General features: G+C 25.2%; 1 protein-coding gene. It reads right to left on the bottom strand.

The window, feature by feature from the left end:
• On the bottom strand, nt 1–302 hold a 302-nt coding region (locus LEQ07_RS19850), incomplete at its 3' end, for an N-acetylmuramoyl-L-alanine amidase (RefSeq protein WP_263331971.1).
• Nucleotides 303–313: the final 11 nt, after the last annotated feature.

The raw sequence follows: 313 nt of genomic DNA, 5'->3' as shown, positions 1-313 counted from the left end.
TGTTTTAAAACTGAGAATTTTTTAGATATCTTAACACCACGATTTGTAGTATTAAGTTTATTAGAAAGATTTGAAGATAAATTAGTAGCTAACTTACAGATTTTATTATTAGTATCGTATATCCAAGTTTCAGTACCTTTTGCAGATTTGTTTTCAGAAGAGTTCATATGAATACTTACAAAGTAATCACAGTTTTCATTATTAGCTTTATTAGTACGATAAGATAAAGAATAAAACTTATCTTCTTCACGAGTAGTAACTACTTTTTCAAAAGCTTCTTCAAGAATAGATTTAACTATCATACCTATTTTTA

Origin of the sequence: Paraclostridium sp. AKS73 (assembly GCF_025671395.1) — a bacterium.
Taxonomy (GTDB): Bacteria; Bacillota; Clostridia; order Peptostreptococcales; family Peptostreptococcaceae; genus Paraclostridium; species Paraclostridium benzoelyticum.
The sequence above is the reverse complement of the archived record's forward strand: the minus strand, read 5'-3'. Positions and strand labels throughout refer to the sequence as shown.